General features: G+C 71.5%; 17 protein-coding genes. 9 read left to right on the top strand and 8 right to left on the bottom strand.

Annotation, left to right across the window (positions count from 1 at the left end; genetic code table 11):
• Positions 1 to 56: 56 nt before the first annotated feature.
• Positions 57 to 1484, top strand: a complete 1428-nt coding sequence (locus tag IE242_RS20985; protein WP_189861534.1) for an amino acid permease — start codon at positions 57 to 59, stop codon at positions 1482 to 1484.
• On the opposite strand, the gene IE242_RS20980 is transcribed toward IE242_RS20985, so the two are convergent.
• Positions 1459 to 3222, bottom strand: coding sequence for a serine/threonine-protein kinase (locus tag IE242_RS20980; protein WP_268249473.1), 1764 nt, complete (start codon positions 3220 to 3222; stop codon positions 1459 to 1461). The genes IE242_RS20985 and IE242_RS20980 overlap by 26 nt on opposite strands.
• 151 nt (positions 3223 to 3373) lie before the next feature.
• On the opposite strand from IE242_RS20980, the gene IE242_RS20975 reads away from it, so the two are divergent.
• The gene (locus tag IE242_RS20975) at positions 3374 to 4096 is read left to right on the top strand and encodes a hypothetical protein (protein WP_189861814.1); all 723 of its coding nucleotides are present in this window, start codon (positions 3374 to 3376) and stop codon (positions 4094 to 4096) included.
• Between the two features lie 93 nt (positions 4097 to 4189).
• Here IE242_RS20975 and IE242_RS20970 read toward each other — a convergent pair whose 3' ends face one another.
• The gene (locus IE242_RS20970; RefSeq protein WP_189861532.1) at positions 4190 to 4810 is read right to left on the bottom strand and encodes a biotin transporter BioY; all 621 of its coding nucleotides are present in this window, start codon (positions 4808 to 4810) and stop codon (positions 4190 to 4192) included.
• 440 nt (positions 4811 to 5250) lie between these two features.
• Between IE242_RS20970 and IE242_RS20965 the strand changes: the two genes are divergently transcribed.
• The 3 genes from IE242_RS20965 (at position 5251) to IE242_RS20955 (ending at position 7879) form a co-directional block, all read left to right on the top strand.
• Positions 5251 to 6648, top strand: coding sequence for an amino acid permease (locus tag IE242_RS20965; RefSeq protein ID WP_189861531.1), 1398 nt, complete (start codon positions 5251 to 5253; stop codon positions 6646 to 6648).
• A gap of 165 nt (positions 6649 to 6813) precedes the next feature.
• Positions 6814 to 7455: a superoxide dismutase gene (locus tag IE242_RS20960; protein WP_189861530.1), complete on the top strand. Its 642-nt coding sequence runs from the start codon at positions 6814 to 6816 to the stop codon at positions 7453 to 7455.
• 190 nt (positions 7456 to 7645) lie between these two features.
• Positions 7646 to 7879 (top strand): hypothetical protein, encoded by a 234-nt coding sequence (locus tag IE242_RS20955; RefSeq protein WP_189861529.1) that lies wholly within the window; start codon positions 7646 to 7648, stop codon positions 7877 to 7879.
• Between the two features lie 56 nt (positions 7880 to 7935).
• Here IE242_RS20955 and IE242_RS20950 read toward each other — a convergent pair whose 3' ends face one another.
• Positions 7936 to 8610, bottom strand: coding sequence for a mycothiol-dependent nitroreductase Rv2466c family protein (locus IE242_RS20950; RefSeq protein WP_189861528.1), 675 nt, complete (start codon positions 8608 to 8610; stop codon positions 7936 to 7938).
• 181 nt (positions 8611 to 8791) lie between these two features.
• On the opposite strand from IE242_RS20950, the gene pepN reads away from it, so the two are divergent.
• A complete protein-coding gene (gene pepN / locus IE242_RS20945; RefSeq protein ID WP_189861527.1) occupies positions 8792 to 11407 on the top strand; it encodes an aminopeptidase N in 2616 nt (871 codons plus the stop codon).
• Between the two features lie 224 nt (positions 11408 to 11631).
• Positions 11632 to 12678, top strand: coding sequence for a hypothetical protein (locus IE242_RS20940; RefSeq protein ID WP_189861526.1), 1047 nt, complete (start codon positions 11632 to 11634; stop codon positions 12676 to 12678).
• Positions 12679 to 12747: 69 nt separating this feature from the next.
• Here IE242_RS20940 and IE242_RS20935 read toward each other — a convergent pair whose 3' ends face one another.
• The 3 genes from IE242_RS20935 to IE242_RS20925 all read right to left on the bottom strand — a co-directional run bounded on the left by IE242_RS20935 (position 12748) and on the right by IE242_RS20925 (position 16542).
• Entirely contained in the window at positions 12748 to 13908 is a 1161-nt protein-coding gene (locus IE242_RS20935) for a serine hydrolase domain-containing protein (RefSeq protein ID WP_189861525.1), read from the bottom strand.
• A 129-nt stretch (positions 13909 to 14037) separates the two neighbouring features.
• Positions 14038 to 15792 (bottom strand): TIGR03767 family metallophosphoesterase, encoded by a 1755-nt coding sequence (locus IE242_RS20930; protein WP_189861522.1) that lies wholly within the window; start codon positions 15790 to 15792, stop codon positions 14038 to 14040.
• Positions 15793 to 16086: 294 nt separating this feature from the next.
• Entirely contained in the window at positions 16087 to 16542 is a 456-nt protein-coding gene (locus IE242_RS20925) for an NUDIX hydrolase (RefSeq protein WP_189861520.1), read from the bottom strand.
• 258 nt (positions 16543 to 16800) lie between these two features.
• Between IE242_RS20925 and IE242_RS20920 the strand changes: the two genes are divergently transcribed.
• Positions 16801 to 20109 carry a S8 family serine peptidase gene (locus IE242_RS20920; RefSeq protein ID WP_189861518.1) on the top strand — a complete coding sequence of 1103 codons (3309 nt, stop codon included), beginning with the start codon at positions 16801 to 16803 and terminating at the stop codon, positions 20107 to 20109.
• A 69-nt stretch (positions 20110 to 20178) separates the two neighbouring features.
• Here IE242_RS20920 and IE242_RS20915 read toward each other — a convergent pair whose 3' ends face one another.
• Complete coding sequence (locus tag IE242_RS20915; RefSeq protein WP_229859202.1) at positions 20179 to 20925, bottom strand: hypothetical protein; 747 nt, start codon at positions 20923 to 20925, stop codon at positions 20179 to 20181.
• A gap of 1 nt (position 20926) precedes the next feature.
• Positions 20927 to 21484 (bottom strand): sigma-70 family RNA polymerase sigma factor, encoded by a 558-nt coding sequence (locus tag IE242_RS20910; protein WP_189861516.1) that lies wholly within the window; start codon positions 21482 to 21484, stop codon positions 20927 to 20929.
• A gap of 379 nt (positions 21485 to 21863) precedes the next feature.
• Between IE242_RS20910 and IE242_RS20905 the strand changes: the two genes are divergently transcribed.
• A complete protein-coding gene (locus IE242_RS20905; protein WP_189861514.1) occupies positions 21864 to 22880 on the top strand; it encodes an aspartate-semialdehyde dehydrogenase in 1017 nt (338 codons plus the stop codon).
• Positions 22881 to 22883: the final 3 nt, after the last annotated feature.

Raw genomic sequence — 22883 nt, 5'->3', positions numbered from 1 at the left:
CCCAGGCACCACACGTGCCCGTGCGTCCAGTACAGCTGCACGAAGGGACCCCCCCCATGACCTCGCAGCCGACCCTGAAGGAACCCACCGGCGGCCCTGGCGATCCCAGTGGCTCCGGCGGCTCCGGTGGCCTCCAGGCCGGACTCAAGAGCCGTCACCTCTCCATGATCGCCATCGGTGGCGTCATCGGTGCCGGACTCTTCGTCGGGTCCAGCTCCGGCATCGCCACCGCCGGACCCGGCATCCTCCTGTCGTACACCCTAGTCGGCACGCTCGTGGTGCTGGTGATGCGGATGCTCGGGGAGATGTCGGCGGCGAACCCGACGTCGGGCTCGTTCTCCGCGCACGCGGACCGGGCGCTCGGACGCTGGGCCGGGTTCTCGATCGGCTGGCTGTACTGGTTCTTCTGGGTCGTGGTGCTGGCGGTGGAGGCCACCGCGGGCGCCGTGATCCTGGAGGGCTGGATCCCGGCCGTGCCGCAGTGGGGCTGGGCGCTGATCGTGATGGTCGTGCTGACCGCGACCAACCTGGTCTCCGTGGGCTCCTACGGCGAGTTCGAGTTCTGGTTCGCCGGGATCAAGGTCGTGGCGATCGCGGCGTTCATCGTCGTCGGCCTGCTCGCGATCTTCGGCGTGCTGCCGGGTGTCGACGCAGAGCAGGCGGGCCTCGCCAACCTCACCGACCACGGCGGCTTCCTGCCGAACGGGCCCGGCGCCATCCTGGTCGGCGTGCTGCTCGTCGTCTTCTCCTTCATGGGCAGCGAGATCGCGACGCTCGCGGCCGGCGAGACCGGCGACCCGGCCAAGGCCGTCACCAAGGCCACCAACAGCATCATCTGGCGCATCGCCGTCTTCTACCTCGGCTCGATCTTCGTGGTGGTGACGCTGCTGCCGTGGGACGCGAAGTCGATCGAGGAGGACGGCAGCTACGTCGCCGCGCTGGACTCCCTGGGCATCCCGCACGCGGGCCAGATCATGAACTTCATCGTGCTGACGTCCGTGCTGTCCTGCCTCAACTCGGGCCTCTACACGGCCTCCCGGATGGCGTTCTCGCTCGGCCGGCGCGGTGACGCGCCCAAGGCGTTCGCGCGGACCAACGCGCGCGGTGTGCCGATGCCGGCGATCCTGTCCTCGGTGGTCTTCGGGTTCGTGGCGGTCTTCCTCAACTACGCCTTCCCCGACTCGATCTTCCTCTTCCTGGTCAACTCCTCGGGTGCCGTCGCCCTGTTCGTGTGGCTGGTGATCTGCTTCTCGCAGCTGCGGCTGCGCAAGGTGATCGAGCGGGAGTCGCCGGAGAAGCTCGTCGTGCGGATGTGGCTGTACCCGTATCTGACCTGGGCGACGATCGGGCTGATCCTGTTCGTGCTGGGCTACATGCTCACCGACACCGAGCACGGCAACCGCGAGATCCTGCTGCTGTCGCTGCTGGTGGCGGCGGTCGTGGTCGGCCTCTCGCTGGTCAGGCAGAAGTTCGCAAAGGCGTGAATGTGTCCTTGACCCCTTCGTAGACGGGCAGCGCCCGCTCCTCGATGCCGGGGTGGTACCAGGTGTCGATCTCGTACGAGATGCCGCCGCTGCGGAAGCCGAGCAGGCGCACGTGCCAGGGCCGTTCGTCGGCCGTGACGGTGTACTCCCACACCACCGCGGGCGCGCCCCGGAACGTGGTCTCCTCCAGCCGGATCCTCCGGTAGTCCCTGCCCTTGCCGGTGGACCGCCGCTCGGTGTCCAGCCACTGGTCCAGCAGGTCGCCCCGGGCCGGAGCGGCATTGGCGATGATCTCCTGTGCGCGGTCGGGCGAGCTGTAGGAGATCTTGGCGTCGCTGCGCACGACCCGTTGCCAGCCCTCCGGCGGGACCCACGCGTACAGCCCGGCCTCGCGCCGCGCGCCCGCCGGGAGCTCCGGGGACTTCGACGCGGAGGGTGGGCGCGAGGTGCCGCCGACGGTGGGGGGTGGCGAGGAGGGTGTGCCGGCCGGGGCGGACGTGGTCGCCGACGGTGACGGGGAGGCCTCGTCACCGTCCGGTGAGCCGCCCAGCGCCGGGACGACGAGCCCGGCGACGGCTCCGGCGAGGGCCGCCCCCGCGACGGCCATGCCGATACGGCGCCTGGTGCGGTGCGGGTGTGGGTGGTGCGCTCCCTGGGAGGGGAGCTCGGGGGTGCCTTCGGACGGTGCCTCGGAGGAGGCGTTCTCGGCGTGGGCGTGACCTTCGGGGGCTTCGACATCGGGGGCGTGAGCTTCAGGGGCGTGAGCATCGGGGGCGTGAGCTTCAGGGGCATGAGCATCGGGGGCATGAGCATCGGGGGCGTGAGCATCGGGGGCCGGGAGCTCCTCCTCCGTCTCCGGTCCGGGCCCGGGCTCCATGAGAACCGTGACGATGCCCGCCGTCGTCAGCGGTTCGAGGACGGTGGCCACCGCCTCCAGGCCGGGCCGTACCGACGGCTCCTTCTCCAGCAGGGCGGTCAGGATGCCCCGTAACCCACCCGCCGCGGCGGGGATCTCCGGCTCCTCGTACAGCACCGCGTGCAGCGTCGCGAGGGTCGTGGAGCGGTAGAAGGGGGACCGGCCGCCGAGGGCCGCGCACAGGGTCGCCCCCAGGGACCACAGGTCCGAGGGCGGGCCCTGGGGCCGGCCGGAGACGCGCTCGGGGGCCATGTAGTCGGGCGAGCCGACGAGCATCCCGGCCATCGTGAGCGCCTCGGCGTCCTGGATCGCGGCGATGCCGAAGTCGGTGAGCACCACGCGGTGGCCGCCGCCGCGCTCGACGAGGACGTTGGCCGGCTTGATGTCCCGGTGCAGCACTCCCCCGGCGTGCACCTGCTCCAGGGCCGCCGCCAGCTGGAGGCCGATGCGGGCCGCCTCCCGCACGTCCAGCGGGCCGTCCTCGCGCAGGATGTCCTCCAGGGAGCGGCCGTCGACCAGTTCCATGACGATCCACAGCCGCTCGCCCTCGTCCACGACGTCGTACACCCGCACCACGTTGGGATGGTCGATGCGTGCCGTGGCGCGGGCCTCGCGCAGGGTGCGCTGCCGGCGGACCCGGCTGTCCTCCGGGTCGAGGCCGTCGATGCGCATTTCCTTGACGGCCACCTGCCGGTCGAGTATTTCGTCGGCGGCTCGCCACACCCGCCCCATTCCCCCTTGCCCAATACTTTCGACCAGCCGGTAACGGCTCGACACCAGTGTTCCCGGAACACCGCCGCTTGTTGTTTCCGGCACCCCCATGCCCCCTTCAACACCCATCCCAGAAGAACCGCAAAGTAGCGTATTGGTCACAACTTCATGCGACACCAGCATAGTCCGCAGAAATCTTGTGGTACCTCTTCAAGGACTGCGAATTCAGGGCGTTGTCAAGGGGGACGCAAGGGGGATGAACATGATTTCTCGTCGAACGACGGCCATCACGGGATCGCTGCTCACCGCATCTTGTTCGGCGGTCATGATCTTTGCCTTCACCGCAGTCGCGGATGACGAGGGAGGCATGAGCGGCAAGGGAGGAAAGGCGGTCGACGAGGCGCCGGCGGGTGTCGAGCTGACGACCATGCTCTCCGAGAGGATATCGGTCGACAACAGCTCGAAGGAAACGAAGATTACCGCCGCCGTGAAGAATGACGGAAGCAAGGAAAGCGGAGAAATACGACTGCTTGTGGTCGGTTTCGACGGCCTTTCGGTCAAGGACGTGGAAGGCTGCGCGAAAATCCCCAGGAATGACCTTCCCGACGGCTCGAACAGTGGCTTCAGCTGCACCCTCGGCGAACTCGCGGCCGGTGCGTCCACGTCGTACGCCGTGACCGCGACCTACGACATGTCGAAGCAGGGGAAGATCTGCCTGCCCGTCCAGGCCGCCGACGGCACGAAGACGTACTGGCAGCAGGGCCCGGTCCCGTTCGGCACGAACAACCCGTCGCCGAACGCCCCGGCCACCCCGCTGCTGCTCGGCACCGACAACCGTCCGGTCACCCCGGACGGCGACGAACTGCCCAGGACCGGCCCTGCCGAACAGGTCGTCGCCCTCGGCGCGGCCGGCGCGGCGCTGATCTCCGCGGGCGCGACCGGCGTGTGGTGGTCGCAGCGCCGGCCGGCGCGCAAGGCTGGGTGAGAGGCCGGGGCACCGTAGAAACCGTAAAAAGGGAAGGGGCCCCGCGGCATGATGCCGCGGGGCCCCTTCCGGTTACGGACTATCCATCACGGACTACTTGCGGGCGGCGAGCTTCCACGCCGTCGGGAGCACGCCCATCGCCAGCGCCGCCTTCAGCGCGTCGCCGATCAGGAACGGGGTCAGACCGGCCGCCACGGCCGCGGTCAGCGACATGCCGGTGGCGAAGGCCAGGTACGGCACACCGATCGCGTAGATGATCGCCTCGCCGAGCAGCATCGTGCCCGCCATGCGCGCCATCGAGCGGTCGCCGCCCCGGCGGGCCAGCGCGCCCACGACGGTGGCGGCCAGCATCATGCCGAGGACATAGCCGAAGGACGGGGCGGCCATGCCCGAGCCGCCCTCGGCGAACCAGGGCACGCCGGCCATGCCGACCAGCGCGTACAGGGCGAGGGAGAGGAACCCGCGGCCCGCGCCGAGGGCGGTGCCCACCAGCAGCGCGGCGAAGGTCTGCCCGGTCACCGGCACCGGGGAGCCCGGCACGGGCACCGCGATCTGGGCGGCGAGCCCGGTGAGCACGGCACCGCCGGCCACCAGCGCGATGTCACGGACGCGGGCGGAGGCACCGCCCCGCGCGAGCGAGGCCGAGAGCCTGGGGGACGGCAGCAGGTCGGCGAGGACCTCGCCCGGGCGGGCGGATGTGGCGGCGGTGCTCATGTTCGGCTCACTCCGGCGGTGGAGACGGTCGGGGACACCGTGACGCTATCCCAGGGCCGGTGAGCCGATCACCGTCATCGCCCGACAAAGGGCGAAGACACGGGTTGGTGGGCTCCGCACAAAGAACACCGCTTACACACGGCGGGGCGTGATACCGGTCACGGAGGCCGGGGCGTTCGCGGGGGCGCGGGTGGGGTGGGACCGGACTGTGGAGTCCCGCCAAAGACCGCCGCACCACCGCTGCACCACCGCTGCACCATCGCCGCACCACCGCCGCACCACAGCCCCGCCCGCAGGAACACCGGGTAGGCGGATGTGAACATTCCGTTACGTGGGCGTCCGGATGGTGGTCGGTTTCACCTTCCGGCCGGGAAGGCCCACCACACTGGTCGCGTTTTTGCCCTAGTACAAGCACCCGCAACGTAATGGACGCCCCACCCATGTCCTCGCGCACCACCCCCGAGGCCCCGCCGGAGACGCCGGCCGCGGACGCCTCCCTCTCGCACGGCCTGAAGCAGCGCCATCTGTCGATGATCGCCCTGGGCGGGGTGATCGGCGCGGGCCTGTTCGTGGGCTCCGGTGCGGGCATCGCCGCCGCCGGTCCGTCGATCGTCGTCGCGTACGCGCTGTCCGGCCTGCTCGTCATGCTGGTGATGCGGATGCTCGGCGAGATGTCGGCCGCGTACCCGTCGTCCGGCTCCTTCTCGGACCACGCGGAGCGGGCGATCGGACCGTGGGCCGGCTTCACCGTGGGCTGGGCCTTCTGGGTGCTGCTGTGCACCGCGGTCGGCCTGGAGGGCATCGGCGCCGCCCAGATCGTGACCGGCTGGCTGCCGGGGACGCCCGAGTGGATGTGGGTGGCGCTGTTCATGGTGGTGTTCGTCGGCACGAACCTGGCCGCCGTGAGGAACTTCGGCGAGTTCGAGTTCTGGTTCGCGGCACTGAAGGTCGGCGCGATCGTCCTGTTCCTCGTGCTCGGCGTGCTCGCGGTCACCGGTGTGCTGCCCGGCACGGACTCGCCCGGCCTGAGCAACCTCACCGGCCAGGGCGGCTTCCTGCCGAACGGCAGCGAGGGCCTGATCGTCGGCCTGCTCGCCTCGGTGTTCGCGTACGGCGGCCTGGAGACCGTGACGATCGCGGCGGCGGAGTCCGAGGACCCGGTGCGGGGCGTCGCGAGCGCGGTCCGTACGGCGATGTGGCGCATCGCGCTCTTCTACATCGGCTCGATGGCGGTCGTCGTCACGCTCGTCCCGTGGGACTCGAAGGCGGTCGTCGAGCAGGGCCCGTACGTCGCCGCCCTCGAACAGCTCGGCATTCCCGGCGCCGGCCAGCTGATGAACGTGGTCGTGCTGGTGGCACTGCTGTCGGCGATGAACGCCAACATTTACGGCTCCTCGCGCATCGCGTACTCGCTGGTGCAGCGCGGCCAGGGTCCGAAGGCGCTGGCCCGGGTCTCGGGCGGGGTGCCGCGCGTGGCCGTGGTCGTCTCCAGCGTGTTCGGGTTCGTCTGCGTCCTGCTGAGCTACTGGCGGCCGGACGACGTCTTCCCCTGGCTGCTGAACATGATCGGCGCGGTGATCCTCGTCGTGTGGATCTTCATCGCGGTCTCGCAGCTGCTGCTGCGCCGCCGGACGGAGCGCGAGGCACCGGAGAGGCTCGTCGTGCGGATGTGGGCGTTCCCGGTGCTCACCTGGGTGGCGCTGGCGGCGATGGTGGCGATGTTCGTACTGATGGCGCGGGAGCCGGACACGCGGGTGCAGCTGTACTCGACAGGCGGGATGACGCTGTTCCTGGCGGCCGTCGGATACGCGTGGCAGCGGGCGCGCGCCAGAAGCTGATCCACGGTTCCCCGCCTCCCGAAAGGGCCCTCGCACGCGACCGTGCGGGGGCCCTTTCGCGTGCACGGACGCGGATCTTCGCGCGCCCGGCCGCCCGGTTCCCCCTTCTTGCTGTTAGCGTGCAGTTGCACATAAGTTGCAACAAGAGGTCGGAGGGGACCTGGCATGGCCGTCTACACACTTCCTGAGCTGCCGTACGACTACTCCGCGCTCGCCCCCGTGATCAGCCCCGAGATCATCGAGCTGCACCACGACAAGCACCACGCGGCGTATGTGAAGGGCGCCAACGACACGCTGGAGCAGCTCGCGGAGGCGCGGGACAAGGAGACCTGGGGCTCGATCAACGGCCTGGAGAAGAACCTGGCCTTCCACCTCTCCGGCCACATCCTGCACTCCATCTACTGGCACAACATGACCGGCGACGGCGGCGGTGAGCCGCTGGCGGCCGACGGCGTGGGCGAGCTGGCCGACGCGATCGCCGAGTCCTTCGGTTCCTTCGCCGCTTTCAAGGCCCAGCTGTCCAAGGCGGCCGCCACCACCCAGGGCTCCGGCTGGGGCGTCCTGGCGTACGAGCCGCTGAGCGGGCGCCTCATCGTCGAGCAGGTCTACGACCACCAGGGCAACGTCGGCCAGGGATCGACGCCGATCCTCGTCTTCGACGCCTGGGAGCACGCTTTCTACCTGCAGTACAAGAACCAGAAGGTCGACTTCATCGAGGCCATGTGGCAGGTCGTCAACTGGCAGGACGTGGCACGGCGCTTCGAGGTGGCCAGGTCCCGCACGAACGCCCTGCTGCTGACTCCCTGAGGGAGCCCCGGGTCCGCCCTGCTCGTGATCGTCTTCTCACCGCTCACCGGGCAGGCGGAAAGAGGGAGAGCCCCGCGAGGTCGTGACTCGCGGGGCTCTCCCGTTCCCGTGATGCGGCAGGGGCACGGTTTCCCTCACGCGCCGATGCACGGTACTTCCGGTGGGCGCGGCTCCGGGGCACGGTCCTGACATGACCGGTCCGAGGAAGCTGTCCTGCCAGACGTGCGGCACCACGGAGACGCACGTTCCTCTCAGCGACGCTCAGAAGGCCTGGCTCCGCCAGGAGATCGGCGAGCCGTACGTGGAGGAGTACTTCCTGTGCGTCAGGACCCGTGCCGACGGCACCGGCTGCCGCAACCTCCGCACCTCCTGGGCCAAGAAGCGCTTCAGGCAGCCCAAGCGCATGCCGGACGACATCGAGTGACGCGTACCGCTCTCACCTCGTCGCCCAGAGGTCCCGTGCCTCAGAGGTCCCGTCCCTCAGAGGTTGCTGAAGTCCGGCCCCTTGGTGCGCGTGCGCTTGATCTCGTAGAAGCCGGGGATCGAGGCGACCATCAGGGTGCCGTCCCACAGCCTGGCGGCCTCCTCGCCCTTGGGCGCCGGGGTGACGACCGGGCCGAAGAAGGCGATCTGCTCGCCGTCGGCGCCGGGCACCGCGATGACCGGCGTGCCCACCTCCTGGCCGACCTTGTCGATGCCCTCCTTGTGGGAGGCGCGCAGTTCCTTCTCGTACGGGGTGGAGTCCCAGTGGTCCATCAGGGACGCGGGCAGACCGACGTCCTCCAGGGCCCGGGCGACGACCTCCTTCTCGATGCCCTCGCCCTGATTGTGCACGCGGGTGCCGAGCGCGGTGTAGAGGTCGCCGAGCACCTCGGGGCCGTGCTCCTGCTGGGCGGCGATGACGACCCGGACCGGTCCCCACGCCTTCTTCTCGAGCAGCTCCCGGTACTCCTGGGGGAGGTCGTCGAGCTTGTCCTCGTTCAGGACGGCGAGGCTCATCAGGTGCCAGCGGACCTCGATGTCGCGGACCTTCTCCACCTCCAGGACCCAGCGCGAGGTCATCCAGGCCCAGGGGCACAGGGGGTCGAACCAGAAGTCGACGGGGGTCTTGCCGGAGGTCGTCGTGGCGGTCGTCGCGGAGGACTGCTCGGACATGGCTCTCCTAGGAAGGCGGTCTTTTCCCGGGCAACACCGTCGCACGCCCCTGTCATTCCCGTACCGTTCCCCCGCCGCGGGCACACGTCGCGCGCACGCCCCCGCCCGCTGTCCGGCGTCAGGAGCGCATGGCAGGATCGGACCTGTCCATATGCTGAACACCAGCCGAGGGAGTGGCGCCGTGCCCGGTGAGAATCTGTCCCGCGACGAGGCCCGGGAGCGGGCCGCGCTGCTGTCCGTCGAGGGGTACGAGGTGTCGCTCGACCTGCGGTCCGCCGTGGGCGAGTCCGGATGGGGGTCCTCCCCGCTCGAGCGAAGCCGAGAGCTTGGCGGAGAGCCGCGCACCTTCCGCTCGGTGACCACCATCCGCTTCCGGTGCGCCGACCCGGGCGCCACCAGCTTCGCCGATCTGATCGCGCCGAGCGTCACCGCGGTCTCCCTCAACGGCAAGGACCTCGACCCGAGCGAGGTCTTCGACGGCGCGCGGATCCTGCTGGAGGACCTGGCCGCCGACAACGAGCTGGTCGTCGACGCCCAGTGCGCGTACTCCCGTACGGGCGAGGGCATGCACCGCTTCGTCGACCCCGAGGACGGCGAGGTCTACCTCTACACGCAGTACGAGCCGGCCGACTCCCGCCGGGTGTTCGCCAACTTCGAGCAGCCGGACCTGAAGGCTCCTTTCCGCTTCGAGGTGCGCGCCCCCGAGGGCTGGACGGTCTGGAGCAACGGCGTCGGCGAGCGGCACGACGGGGTGTGGCGGTTCGCGGAGACGAAGCCGATCTCCACGTACATCACGGCGGTCGTGGCGGGCCCGTACCACTACGTGACGGACACCTACGAGCGGGAGTTCGCGGACGGTACGCGGCTGGAGATCCCGCTCGGCGCGATGTGCCGCAAGGGCCTCGCACCGCACTTCGACGCCGACGACGTCTTCCTCGTCACCAAGCAGGGCCTGGACTTCTTCCACGACCACTTCGACTTCCCGTACCCGTTCGGGAAGTACGACCAGGCCTTCGTGCCCGAGTACAACCTCGGCGCCATGGAGAACCCCGGGATGGTCACCTTCCGCGAGGAGTTCGTCTTCCGCGGGAAGGTCACGAGCGCCTCGTACGAGCGCCGCGCGAACGTAATTCTGCACGAGATGGCGCACATGTGGTTCGGCGACCTGGTGACCATGGTGTGGTGGGACGACCTGTGGCTCAAGGAGTCCTTCGCCGATTTCATGGGCGTCTTCTCGATGGTCGGGGCGACCCGCTTCGAGAACGGCTGGATCACCTTCGCCAACAACCGCAAGGCCTGGGCGTACCGCGCCGACCAGCTGCCCTCCACACACCCGGTCACGGCCGACATCCGTGACCTGGAGGACGCCAAGCTCAACTTCGACGGCATCACCTACGCCAAGGGCGCCTCCGTGCTGAAGCAGCTGGTGGCGTACGTCGGCCGGGACGCCTTCCTGGAGGGCGCGCGGCGCTACTTCAAGCGGCACGCGTACGGCAACACGCGTCTCGGTGACCTGCTGTCGGTGCTGGAGGAGACCTCCGGGCGCGACATGTCGGCCTGGTCGCGGTCCTGGCTCCAGACGGCCGGCGTCAACTCCCTCACCCCGCAGGTGCTCCTCACCGCCGAGGGCCGGATCGACGAGCTGGCGGTCGTCCAGGAGGCCCCCGAGTCGCACCCCGAGCTGCGGCCCCACCGGGTCGCCGTGGGCCTGTACCGGCGGACGGCGAGCGGCTCCGTGGAGCGGTACGCGCGCGCGGAGGTCGACGTGCACGGGCCGCGCACGGTCGTGGGCGAGCTGGCGGGCGCCGAGGCCCCCGAGCTGGTGCTGGTCAACGACGACGACCTCACCTACTGCAAGATCCGCTTCGACGAGGCGTCGCTGGCGACGCTGCGCGAGCACCTCGGGGACATCACCGACCCCCTCGCGCGGGCGCTGTGCTGGTCGGCGCTGTGGAACCTGACGCGGGACGGGCTGCTGCCCGCGCGGGACTTCGCCGGCCTGGTGCTGCGGTTCGCCGGGCGCGAGTCCGACATCGGTGTGCTCCAGATGCTGCACGCCTGGACACGGTCGGCGCTGACGCACTACGCGACGCCGGAGTGGCGCGCGGAGGGCGGCCGGCTGCTGGCACAGGGCGCGCTGCGCGAGCTGCGCGCGGCGGCGCCCGGCAGCCAGCACCAGCTCACCTGGGCGCGCTTCTTCGCGTCGGTCGCGTCGGGCCCGGAGGACTTCCGGCTGCTGAAGGGCCTGCTGGAGGGCGCCGAGAAGATCGACGGACTGGACGTGGACCAGGAGCTGCGGTGGGCGTTCCTGGAGCCGCTGGCCGCGCACGGCGAGGCCGACGAGAAGGCCCTCGCCGCCGAGCTGGCCCGCGACGACACCGCCTCCGGCAAGCGGCACCAGGTGCGCTGCCTGGCCGCCCGGCCGTCGGCCGAGGTCAAGGCGCAGGCGTGGGCGCAGGTCGTGGAGTCGGACGCCCTGTCCAACGCCCTCGTCGAGGCGACGATCTCGGGCTTCGTGCAGCCGTCGCAGCGGGAGCTGATCGCACCGTACGCGGAGCGGTACTTCGCGGCGATCGAGCGGGTGTGGCGGGAACGGTCCATCCAGATCGGCATGGACGTGGTGCGGGGCCTGTTCCCGGCGCTCGCGGACTCCGGGGACACCCTCGCCGCCACGGACGCCTGGCTGTCGGCGCACGAGGACGCCCCGCCGGCCCTGCGCAGGCTGGTCCTGGAGGCCCGGGACGACCTGGCACGCACGCTCCAGGGGCAGGCGTGCGACGCGGCGGCGGCCCGGTAGCCACGCGTCCGGCCGCCGGGGAGGGACACCGGAAGTTGACCCGGTGCCCCTCCCCGGTGGTTACGAAATCCGGGTGTCCGGAGCCGTAACCTCCCCCCGCTCCGGCCCGGACCAGCGTCTCCCGCTCCCCGAACGCCCGTGCATGCGGGCGTCGTTGTCCGGATTCGACGACGAGCGTGTAACAGCGGTCAGGAAGTGGATCAGGCTCGGGAAACTCCGGGGTCATGAACCACGACGCCCCGCTCTCCTCCCGCTCCCCGCACCGGCTGACCGGCCTCCGCCGCCGGGTGCTGACCACCGCCCAGCTGCGCGCCCACGGCGTCACGCCCGCCGACACCAACGCGCGGTGCCGTCCCGGCGGCCCCTGGCAGCAGCTCCTGCCGGGCGTGTACCTGCTCCACCCGGGCCCGCCCACCCCGGAGGAGCGGCTGCACGCGGTGCTGCTGTACGCGGGACGCTGCCGGGACACCGGCGGGGTGCCGGCCCAGCCCCACGCCGATGAGCCGCGCCCTCCGGTCCGCTACACGGACGCCGTGGTGACGGGCCTGGCCGCCCTCGCCCTGCACGGGTTCACCTCCGCTCCCCCGCTGCTGTCCCTGGAGCGGATCGACGTCCTGGTGCCCCGGCTGCGCCGGCTCCGCTCCACTCGCTGCGCCCACGTCCTGCGCGAAGCCGCACTTCCCGCCCCCGTGCAGATCGGCGGCTTCCCCGTCGCCCCGGTCCCGCGCGCCCTGGCCGACGCGGTGGCCGAGCTCGACGACGCGCCCGCCGTCCGCCGCCTGCTGACGGAGGCGGTCCGCGCGGGCCACTGCGAGGCGGCCGCGGTGGTGCGGGAGCTGAACCGGGCCCGGCTGCTCACCCGCCCCCACGTGGTGGACGCGGTCGACTCGCTCCTCGCCGAGGGGCGGGCCCTCGCGGAGGACCGCCTCTACCGGATGGTCGACGAGCACGGCCTGCCGGACCCGGTGTGGAACGTGGACCTGAGGCTGCCGGGCGGCCCGGACCTGGGCGGTGTCGACGCCTACTGGCCGGAGCACGCGGTGGCCGTCGAGCTCGACACCCGGGCGCCGCGCCAGGACGACGACGACACCGAGTGGTCGGAGTACGCCCGCAAGCGCGAGCACCTGGAGCGCCTCGGCATCACCGTCGTCCACACCACCCCGAGGAAGCTCCGCGACTCCCTGGACCAGCAGGCCACGGTCGTCCGCACGGCCCTGATGGCCTCGACGGAGCGGGAGCCGGCGATGTACGTGGTGGTGCTCCCCAGGTAGCCGGGCGCGGGGTGGGGTGGGCCGCCGGGTTCCGGCGGCCCCGCGGTCGGCTGCTCGCCCCACGGTCGGCTACTTGCCGCAGAACTCCGCTTCGATCACCGCCTCGCTGTCGCCCGACCAGTCACCGTTGAAGTTGAAGGCGAGCGAGTGGCGGCCGTCCTCCGTCGTCACGGCCTCCGAGGACGAGCCGTGGATGCCGCCGCCGTGGCCCCAGACGGTGACGCCGCAGCTGAGTTCCCGCTCGATGAGGCCCAGCCCGTAGGCCGCGTTCGGCGCGATGTCGACCTCGACCGTCTTCTTCATCTCGGAGAGCTGCTCCGCCGGCAGCAGCCTGCCCTTCAGCAGGGCCGAGTAGAAGCGGTTGAGATCACCCGAGTCGGAGATCATCTCACCCGCCGCGTAAGCCAGCGAGGGGTTGAGCTCCGTGACGTCGTACGTCGGACCGGTGTCCGTCTCGGCCAGCTTGCCGTAGGCACGGCTGCTGGGGCGGGGCATCTTCGGGGAGGTGCCGGGGACGAGTGTGGCGCGCAGGTGCAGGGGCTCGATGATGCGGCGACGGATCTCGTCGCCGTACGGGTTGCCGGTGGCCTTCTCGATGACCAGGCCGGCCAGGACGTAGTTGGTGTTGGAGTAGTTCCAGGACGTGCCGGGGGCGAAGTCCGGCTTGTGCCGCATGGCGGTCCGTACGAGCTGCTGGGGGCTCAGCGTGTCGTAGCGGTGCTCGAGGAAGCCGTCCTCCAGGAAGTACGTGCGGCCGAAGGTGTCGTCGGCCGTGTAGTCATAGATGCCGCTCGTGTGGTTGAGGAGCTGCCGGAGGGTGATGGCGCGGCCGTCGTGGCCGTGGCCGCGGACCAGGCCCGGGAGCCACTTGTCCACCGTGTCGTCGAGGGACAGCCTGCCCTCCGCCTCCAGCTGGAGCAGGACCGTCGCGACGAACGTCTTGGTGATGCTGCCGACGCGGTAGCGGTCATCGGCCGAACGCGGGGCGTCCGTCTTGAGGTCGCCGACGCCCGAAGTGGCCTTCCAGGTGCCGCGCCGGTCCTTCGCCTGGGCCGCCACACCGGGTACGCCGTCCTTCACCGCCGCGTCCATGGCCGCCTGCGTGGCCGGGTGACCGGCTCTGGCCGGGGCCGGGGCGGGTGCCGCCACGGCGGGTGCGGCCAGGGCCGCCGTCACCGCCACCGCCACCGCCACCGCGACCGCCGCCACCCATCCTGTACGTGCTGACATGTCGTCCCCTTCGTCCGAGGAGCAGAGTCGTGAAGGGGGACCTCCGCCGCCTTGGCGAAGGTTGCCGGACTGTATGGCAGTTGAGCCGGTTTCGGCCTTTTCGCGGAACTGTCCGCTCGGTGCTTCTTATCAGCCTTTCCTGAGGACCAGCTCGGTGTTCCGGTCCTCCGGGCCGCCCGCCAGGGTCGTCCGGGCGCCCGGCGCGTTGAAGGCCAGCTCGCGGTAGAGGGCCGCCAGGCCCGTCTGGCTGAGGTCGGTGAAGTCCGTGGCGTACGGGGCCGCCGACTCGATCGCGGTGGTGAACAGGGAGACCGTGCCGTCCTCGTTGTCCACCAGCTCGATGACGCGGGCCAGCTGGGGGAAGTCGATGTGGGAGGCCGTGGAGATCTCCCAGAAGGAGCCGCCGGTCGGATACGGGTGCGGGGTGATCCGGTTGCGGTGGCTGTGGCCGTTGACCCAGGCGAGGACGTTGCGGTGGCGGCCGAGGACGGAGAGGACCTCCTCGCCGCCGTGCCGGCTCTCCTGCGGGCGGGCGGGGTCCGTGCGCAGGTTGCGCATGGTCCGGCTGGTGTGGTGGCTGAAGACGACCGCGTACGCGCCCTCGTTCTCCCCGAGCGTGCGGTCGAGCCACTTCAGCTGCGCCGTGCCGAGCGAGCCCTCGTAGTGGCCGCCCGGATCCGTCGAGTCGAGGCTGATGCCGATCACGTCGTCGGCGATCCGGAAGGCGTAGTACTGGGTGCCCTCGTCCACATTGGCCCGGGTGTAGCCGTGACCGGCCGGGCCGGGTCCGGTGTGGGCCGGGTCCAGGTGGGCCTCCAGGTACTCGCGCGGGGTGAAGGGTGCCCGGCGCTCGTCCGGGGTGACCGACCGCATGCTGCGCGCCTGGGACTTCAGCATCGCGCGGAAGTCGACGCCCCGGGGGTCGCCGCCCTGCTGGACGTTGTCCCAGATCGCCTCGCCCACCGCCTCGTCCAGGGTCATCAGCTTGCGCCCGCCGACCGCGAACTCCGCGAAGAGCGAGTCGCCGGGCGCATAGCAGCCGCCGGGCAGGGCGTCGTGGTTGCCGACGGTCGAGTACCAGGGGAGGTTCAGGCCGGGGCTGTTGACCTCGCGTATCGCCGCGTCCAGGAAGCCCTCGATGCGCGGGAAGCCGAGCTGCTTGTCGGCGTCGCGCAGCGCCGCGTCCGGCTGCCAGTAGAGCTTCAGCCCGCTGTCCTGGACGCCCTCGTAGTGGCGCGGGTCACCGGAGTTGGGCGTGACGCGGCCGCCGCTCATCACCGTCAGGAACCAGTCCAGTTCCGTGCGGGAGTTGTTGTCGGTGTTGTCGCCGGTGGTCATGACGAAGTGGAGCGGGGTTCCGGTGACGGGGGCGCCCCGCAGCGCGTTGACCCGCTCGACGAGCGAGACCGCGGCCGCCACCGACAGGGCCTCCTGGGGCCGCCAGGCGCTGACCGTCCGGGAGCGCAGATACTCGTACCGCAGCGGGTGCTGGACGTCCACCAGGTGCAGGTCGGTGAACTGCACGAACGACGCGAGCGCCGTCCGGCGGTCCGCCCGGCCCGCCCGCGGGGCCGCCAGGTCGCCGCGGACGACGCGCTGCCAGGCGGGCCCGTCGCCCAGCCGCCGGTAGCCCGTCCCGCCGCGGGGCGCCGCCACGGAGCCGAGCGTGGTGCCGCGCGTGTACGGGGCGAGGGGGGCGGCCGGCGCCCGCCGGGACGACAGGGCGACCGTCCGCTCCTCCGCGGCGGCGGCCGCCGGGGCGTCGGAGCCGGACCGCAGGGCGAGGCCGATGCCCGCCGACAGGGTGACCGCGCCGGCGGCGGCGAGGAAGGCGCGGCGGTCGGGGGCGGTGGCTGCGGAGACGGCAGAGCGTATGCGCGACATGGCGCCTTCCCTCCGGGTGCGGACACGGCGGCGGTGACCACGGACGGCCCGGTGCGCGAGAAGCCGCGCGAGAAGCGGCACGGGATGCCGCACGGCAGGTGTGCACGGGATGTCCGCTCGTTCTGGAGCGTTGGCATCCGGAATGTCCCCTGCGTGAACGGGGTGGCAACGGCCGGCACCGATCACCGTACGTGGATCTTGCGCCACCCTCAGCGTTCGCGGGCGACCGCGGACGGCTCCCCGGACCGCGGGGAGGCGGTCACGCCCCGTTCGTCCCCCGGGGCGGGGGCCGGGTCAGCGCCGTTCCGCCGTACGGCCGGTGGGCGGGCGGGTCCGCCACAGTGCGAGTGCCGCGTCCACCAGATCCACCCGGTCCAGGGCGGGCACGGCGTCGAGGGGGTGCCAGGCGGCCATGTCGGTGGTGCCGTCCGTCTCGTGGCGGAGCTCGCCGCCGGTGACGCGGGCCTCGTAGACGATCCGCAGGCCGTGGAAGTCGGCGACGGCACCGAAGCGGCGCGGGTAGTGGCGCGTCATGGAGTCGATGCCGAGGAGGGCGGTCGGCTCGGCCGTGTACCCGGTCTCCTCGGCGATCTCGCGGACGACCGTGTCGTACGGGTCCTCGCCGTGGTCCATGCCGCCGCCGGGCAGCGTCCACCGCCTGCTGCCGTCCCGGCCCACCAGTCGCGCCAGCAGCACCTGCCCGTCGCGTACGCAGATCGCGTACGCCGCCACCCTCAACTCCTCACGCATGCGCGCAGACCTTACACAGACGGCACGGGAGAGGGGGCGATCGATCAGCCGACATGTCCCTTGATCGACCGCTATGGACTGTCTGACGTATGGCGGGAACACGTCACCACTTTGTTAACGTCGCGATCACCCCCTCCCCAAACAACCGTTCCATGCGTAAGGCTGAGCGGTCGTCCGGTCCCGCATACCGGACCGCATGACGATCCGTCCCGTCGCTCGGATCGCCCACGATCGTTCCTTCACGCACAAGGGATGCCGATGACCCAGATCCCCCAGCGCACCCCCATACCGGGTGCCAGACGCGTGGCCCGTATCGCCGTGGCCGCGGGTCTGGTGGCCGCGCTGTCCGCCGCCGGGCCGATACCCCTGGCCCTCGCCGCGGACGACCCGGCCACCGTCGCTCCGTCCGAGGGCGAGCCCAAGTCGGCGCACGGAAAGCTCGGTTCGGCCGACGCCGAACTGCTCGCCGAGGCCAAGGCGGACGGCGAGAAGAACATCACCATGATGATCGCCACCGCTCCGGGCAGCACCGAGCAGGTCGCCGATCAGCTGGACGCGGTGGGCGGCGGCTCCGTGGGCCGCACCTACGACGAGCTCGGCTACGTCCGGGCCACCGTCCCCACCAAGAAGGCCGACGCGGCCATCGCGGCCGCCGCGAAGCTGTCCTCCGTGCAGGGCATCGACCTGCGGCAGGAGATCCGGATCGACGACCCGACGCCGAGCGCGGACACGGCCAAGGGTGCCAAGTCGTCGGCGACCGGGACGTATCCGGCTCCCAGCGGCAAGACCCCCGCGAAGAACCCGTACAACCCGTCCTTCGAGACGGGCGCCGTCGACTTCGTGAAGAAGAACCCGAAGGCGGACGGCCGGGGCGTCACCATCGGCGTCCTCGACACCGGTGTCGACCTCGCCCACCCGGCGCTGCAGAAGACCACCACCGGCGAGCGCAAGATCATCGACTGGGTGACGGCGACCGACCCGATCGTGGACGGCGACGGGACCTGGCGCCGGATGGACCAGGCGGTCTCCGGGCCGGAGTTCACCTGGGGCGGCGCCACCTGGAAGGCGCCCGCGGGCGACTACCGGATCCAGCGCTTCGCCGAGTCCGTCACGGCCGGCGGCGACGCGAACGGCGACGTCAACCGTGACGGCGACACCACCGACACCTGGGGCGTCCTCTACGACGCCGCGGCCGGCACGGTCCGCGTCGACCTGAACAACAACAACGACTTCACCGACGACACCCCGATGAAGCCGTACAAGGACGGCTACCAGATCGGGTACTTCGGCACGGACGACCCGTCGACCGAGATCGCCGAGCGCCAGCCGTTCGTCGTCGAGATCCGCAAGGACGTGCCGACCGACCCGTACGGCGGCAGCTGGGTCGGCAAGAAGGCCGACTTCGTCAGCATCGGCATCATCGAGTCCGAGCACGGCACGCACGTCGCGGGCATCACCGCCGCCAACTCCCTGTTCGGCGGCAAGATGAACGGCGCCGCCCCGGGCGCCGAAGTCGTCTCCTCCCGCGCCTGCATCTTCGGCGCCGGCTGCACCAACGTGGCGCTCACCGAGGGCATGATCGACCTCGTCGTGAACCGCGGCGTGGACATCGTCAACATGTCCATCGGCGGCCTGCCCACCATCAACGACGGCAGCAGCGCCCGCGCCCAGCTCTACAACCGGCTCATCGACACCTACGGCGTCCAGCTGGTGATCTCCGCGGGCAACTCCGGTCCCGGCGCCAACACCATCGGCGACCCGGGCCTCGCCGACAAGGTGATCTCGGTCGGCGCGTCCGTCTCCCGGGAGACGTGGGCCGCCAACTACGGGTCGCTGGTCGAGAAGAAGTACGACATGATGCCGTTCTCCTCGCGCGGTCCGCGTGAGGACGGCGGGTTCACGCCGACCCTGGCCGCGCCCGGCGCCGCGATCAACACGATCCAGACCTGGATGCCCGGCGCCCCGGTCGCCGAGGCCGGCTACGCGCTGCCCGCCGGGTACGGCATGCTCCAGGGCACCTCGATGGCGTCCCCGCAGGCGGCGGGCGCGATGGCGCTGCTGCTGTCGGCCGCCGAGCAGAAGCGCATCGACCTCACCCCGGCGAAGCTGCGCACCGCGGTCACCTCGACCGCCGACCACATCAGCGGCGTGCAGGCGTATGTGGAGGGCGCGGGCCTGCTCGACGTCGTCGACGCGTGGAAGGCGATCCGCGACGGCGCCACCGCCCACGAGTTCACGGTGAAGGCCCCGGTCGACACCGCGCTCGACCAGTCCCTCAAGACCCCGGGCTTCGGCACGGGCGTGTACGACCGCGAGGGCGGCCTGGAGGCCGGCAAGAGCCGGACGTACGACATCACCATCACCCGTACCACCGGTCCCGACCGCGCGGTCCGCCACGAGCTGGACCTGAAGAACAACAGCGGCGGCACGTTCCGCATCCTCGGCAGCGGCCACGTCTCGCTGCCGCTGAACGAGCCGGTCACCGTGAAGATCGCCGCCAAGCCGCGGTCGGCCGGGATCCAGAGCGCGATCCTGGAGGTCGACGACCCGCGCACCGAGGGCGTCGACAAGCAGATCATGAACACCGTGGTCGTCGCCGCGTCGCTGGAGGAGACCTTCAAGGCGTCGGGCTCGGTCCAGCGCAACGGCACCACGTCGTACTTCGTGACCGTCCCCGAGGGCGCGAAGACGCTGGAGGTCGCGATCGGCGGGCTGAAGGACGGCAGCCAGACCCGCTTCATCTCCCTGCACCCGTACGGCGTCCCGGTCGACAACACCTCGACGCCGTACTGCTACAACAACTACCTCGACGGCAACGGCTGCCGCCCCGACGTGCGCGCGTACGCGAACCCGCAGCCGGGCGTGTGGGAGGTCGAGGTCGAGTCGCGCCGTACGTCGCCGCTGCTCGACAACCCCTACCGGCTGGAGGTGTCCGTCCTCGGCGCGACCCTCGACCCGGAGGTCCTGACCATCCCCGAGGCGAAGGCCGGCGAGCCGGCCGCCGCCTCCTGGACGGCGACGAACGACTCCGGCCCGTTCGAGGCCAGGCTGGTGGGCGGCGCGCTGGGCTCCGCCCATGACGACCGGCCGACCATCGCCCAGGGCGCGCAGCAGGTTTCCACGGTCGAGGTCCCCGAGGGCGCGAAGTCGCTGGACGTGTCCATCGGCAACGTCTCCGACGCCGCCGCCGACCTGGACCTGTACGTGCTGGACGCCGCGGGCGCCGAGGTCGGCAAGTCCGCCGACGGCGACTCCGAGGAGTCCGTGTCCGTCGCCGCGCCCAAGGCCGGTACGTACCGCATCGTCGTCCTCGCCTACTCGGTCCCGGCGGGCACGACGGCGTACGACCACCACGACGTGTACTTCGCCCCCTCGCTGGGCGAGATCACGGTGGACAGCGCGCCGGTACAGCTCGGCACGGGTGACTCGGCGACGTTCTCCGGCTCGGTCGTCGCGGCGGCCGCGCCGCCGGAGGGCCGGGCGTTCATCGGCCGGGTCGAGCTGGTGAACCCGCGCGGCACGGCCGCGGGCGTCGGCAACGTGGTGATCGAGAAGGTCACTCCGTAGCGTGTCACGGTGAGTCCTCGGAGGCGGGCGTCCGGTCACCGGGCGCCCGCCCTTCGTCTCCCGCCCCTCTCACTCGCACCCGAGCGACTCCGACTCGGGCAGCGCGTCCAGGATCCGGGCGCGCTCGTCGGCGATGTCCTTCTCTCCGACGGTCCAGGTGTCGGGCGTGGCCTCGTCGCCCGAGATGCCGACCAGGACGTGGTCGCCCTCGCGGAGGCGCGGGTCGGCGTTCTCGTCCATGGGGAAGACGACCTCGTCCTCGCCCTCCTCCGGCTTGTAGTGCCGTTCGACGTCCAGGGTGATCCGGTCCTGCCCGGTCCCGGGCACCGGCTCGACGCGTACGACGGTGCCCTCGGCGATGAGCCGGGCGCAGGCGACGTACCCGGCGGCGGTCTGCGATCCGTCCCCGCCCTCCGTCTTCGCGCCCTGGTCGGCACTGCTCGTCCCGCTCCCCGAGTCCTCTCCGGCCCCGCCCTGGGCGATCAGCCAGCCGCCCATGCCGACCACCACGGTGGCGGCCGCGGCGGCGGCGAGGGTGCGCAGGGCGAGCGCGAACGGGCGCCGACGGCGGTTCGTGGTGGTGGCGGTACGGACGGGAAGGGGCCGCACCTCCGCCTCGGTGCGCGCCGGCGCGTCGGCGAGCGTCCCCCCGATCAGCCTCAGCTGCTCCCGCAGCAGCGCCACGTCGGCCAGCGCGGCCCGGTGCTCCGCCGCGACGTACGGATCGTCGAGGGCGCCCTCGGGCAGCGGCTCGTCCGTGATCGCGGCCATCAGCGCGTCCACGCCTTCGTACCGGTCGTCGTTCCGGGAGGCCACGTCACACCACCTCGTCCTCGTGCAGGCGGGACCGCAGGGCGCGGACCGCCGAGTGGAGCCTGCTCTTGACCGTGCCCTCGGGGATGCCCAGCTCCTCGGCGATCCCGCGCACGGGCAGATCGGCGTAGAACCGCAGCACGACGACCTGCCGCTGGGCGTCGGGCAGCTCGTCCAGGCCCCGGGCGACGGCCAGCGAGAGCACGCTGGACTCCTCGCCCGAGGGGTGCACCGGCTGCCGCAGCGCGGCGAGCCGCTCGCCGATCCGCTCCTGGCGGCGCTTGGCGCGGTGCCAGTCCATCGCCAGGTTCGAGGCGACGACCGCCGCCCACGCGGACACGTCGCGCGGAGCCTCGCGTCCGCTCGCGGCCCGCTCCAGGAGCCGCAGCCGGACCTGCTGCACCCCGTCCGGCAGGTCCGCCTGCGGCACCCCGCCGAGCGCGAGCACCGCCCGCACCCGTCGCTCCTGGGCCGCGTCCAGGGGGTCGTCCGCCTCCTGGACGCCCCCTCGGGCGGTCCCTCCGGCGGCCCCGTGGTCGCGCCGGGCCTTTCTGCGCAGCACAGACACCCCTCCCCTCGCCGCGTTTCCTCTACGACGCCGGAGGCACGGAGAACGTTCGGCCGGACCGGACCGCCACGTTGTGACGAAGGACACGCGTGACCTGACAGACGGCGGGCAGGGGCGCCGTACGGCTTCCCGTCCACCGCGTTCCGAGGGCGGAATTCTGCGGATCGGGGCCCTCGATCACGGCGAGCCTCCGGCCGGCGGGGCCCGGCACCGCAGCGTTCCGCCCCTGCCCGGAACGTCCCGGTCCCCGGACCTCCGGGGAAAGGATTGGACACGTGGGCCGGGGAGCCAAGCATGATGGAAAGGCCAGGCCCATGCCTTACGCACGTCAAGACGCAGGTCGAAGAGCCGTACGCACGCTAAAGGAGTCGCCGTGAGGGTCGGAATCGTCGGAGCCACCGGTCAGGTCGGCACGGTCATGCGCAGGATCCTCGCCGAGCGGGAGTTCCCGGTCACCGAGCTGCGCCTGTTCGCCTCGGCCCGCTCCGCCGGGACGGTGCTGGACGGTGTGACGGTGGAGGACGCGGCGACGGCCGACTACACCGGCCTCGACATCGTGCTGTTCTCCGCGGGCGGCTCGACCTCCAAGGCGCTGGCCGAGAAGGTGGCCTCCCAGGGCGCCGTCGTGATCGACAACTCCTCGGCCTGGCGCCGTGACCCCGAGGTGCCCCTGGTCGTCGCCGAGGTGAACCCGCACGCCGTGGCCGTACGCCCCAAGGGCATCATCGCCAACCCGAACTGCACCACGATGGCCGCCATGCCGGTGCTGCGCCCGCTGCACGCGGAGGCGGGCCTGGAGGCGCTGGTCGTCGCCACCTACCAGGCGGTGTCCGGGTCCGGGCTCGCGGGCGTCGCGGAGCTGCACGGGCAGGCCCAGAAGGTGATCGCGGACGCGGACAAGCTGACGCACGACGGCGCGGCGGTCGACTTCCCCGAGCCGCGCGTCTACAAGCGCCCCATCGCCTTCAACGTCGTCCCGCTGGCCGGCTCGATCGTCGACGACGGCCTGAACGAGACCGACGAGGAGCAGAAGCTCCGCCACGAGTCCCGCAAGATCCTGGAGATCGAGGACCTGAAGGTCTCCGGCACCTGCGTGCGCGTCCCGGTCTTCTCCGGCCACTCCCTCCAGGTGAACGCCCGCTTCGCCCGCCCGATCAGCGTCGAGCGCGCCACGGAGCTGCTCGGCGGCGCTCCCGGCGTGGCCCTCACCGACATCCCGACCCCGCTCCAGGCCGCGGGCCAGGACCCCTCCTACGTCGGCCGCATCCGCGTCGACGAGACGGTGGAGAACGGCCTCGCCCTGTTCATCTCCAACGACAACCTCCGCAAGGGCGCGGCCCTGAACGCGGTGCAGATCGCGGAGCTGGTGGCGGCTGAGCTGAAGGGCTGACAC

The organism is Streptomyces poonensis, assembly GCF_014650915.1.
GTDB lineage: Bacteria > Actinomycetota > Actinomycetes > Streptomycetales > Streptomycetaceae > Streptomyces > Streptomyces poonensis.
The sequence above is the reverse complement of the archived record's forward strand: the minus strand, read 5'-3'. Positions and strand labels throughout refer to the sequence as shown.